At 56.7% G+C, this 1308-nt stretch carries 1 protein-coding gene; it reads right to left on the reverse strand.

Annotation, left to right across the window (positions count from 1 at the left end):
- Positions 1–6: 6 nt before the first annotated feature.
- On the reverse strand, positions 7–1212 hold the full coding sequence (locus ACYP2Q_RS31405) for an ISL3 family transposase (RefSeq protein ID WP_459734094.1): 1206 nt from the start codon (positions 1210–1212) through the stop codon (positions 7–9).
- Positions 1213–1308: the final 96 nt, after the last annotated feature.

Raw genomic sequence — 1308 nt, forward strand, 5'->3', positions numbered from 1 at the left:
GGTTCTTCACGGATTACCGGGAAAGACGCTCTTGATCTTCATGAAAAAGAATTCGCTATCCCGGTAACCGTACGCCATCCGCTTGATGACCTTTATTCGATTGTTTATCCCTTCCAGCTGACCCGTATGCATCGGCCAGCGAACCCGGCTCACGATGCCCCGCCAATAACCCTTCAATCGTTTGGCAAACAGGATTAAGGCCGGTATTTCGCTTTCATGAGCATGGCGCAGCCATTGCTTCCAGGCTGATCGCCAGCCCCAGGCAGTGCTCGGCGTCCAAAGCGTTTTGAGTTCAGCCTTCATCAAGTAGACCGTCATCAACGCTCGGTTGGCCGCCAGCAGATCCTCCAAACGGACCTGTTGCTCAGGCGTTTTCAGATTCTGCGGATTGCGCAGCAACAGCCATCGCGCCTGCTTGATGACCTTGCGAGCCGGCTTGTCATGACGTAGCCGGTTAGCTTCGTCGACGCGGACCCGATCAATGACCTCTCGGCCATATTTGGCCACCACATGGAAGAGGTCATAGACCACGCGCGCTTTTGGGCAGTGCTGACGCACCTCCAGGTCAAACGCGGTGTTCATGTCCATCGCCACCGCTTCGATTCGTGCGCAACCCTCTGGCCCAAGCTCTTCGAAAAAGGGCCTGACCGCCGCTCGGCTGCGGCCTTCGCCGATCCAAAGCACTCGTCGCGTATCGGCATCCAACACAACACTGGCGTAGCGATGTCCCTTGAATAGAGCGAATTCATCCATCACCAGGCGTCGTGGTTGCGCCTTTGGCAACTCGCTCAACGCCGCTTGCAAGGCTCGACGCTCCAACAGTCGAACGGTGTCCCAATGCAGTCCAAACATCTGAGCCACGTGCAGCGTGGGAAGGCGCTCGCAGGCTTGAATGACGGCATCGGCCAGGCGGCGCGTCATGCGCGCATAACGATCCAGCCAGCTGACGGCTTCCATACGTTTGCCACAGTCGCGGCAGCCAACCCGCCTGAGCAACACACTGAGGCGCACCGCGCGACCGAGAATCGGCAAGTCACGAACTGTACGCTCGCAATACTCATGAGTGGTTGAACAGGGCTTGTGGCAGCCACCGCAGGACGGGAATCGGGTGGCGTGGGGTGTCAGATCGATCTGGAGGGCGTCGCCATCAGGTTTGATCGTGACGACAGAAAAGCCCTCCCAAAAAGGAAGGAAAGTATTAATATCGCGCATAAGAACGCCGGTTTGTTAGATGTGTTTGCTCGCACGAACATCATCAATCAAATCGGCGTTCTTGTTTCTGTGTTTCCCAGGATTCCGTGATGAACC

It is taken from the genome of Pseudomonas sp. MHK4 (assembly GCF_054600775.1).

Bases quoted from the DNA above. Each gene is read 5' to 3' on its own strand.
- ACYP2Q_RS31405 (WP_459734094.1), bottom strand. From the start codon at position 1,212: ATGCGCGATATTAATACTTTCCTTCCTTTTTGGGAGGGCTTTTCTGTC.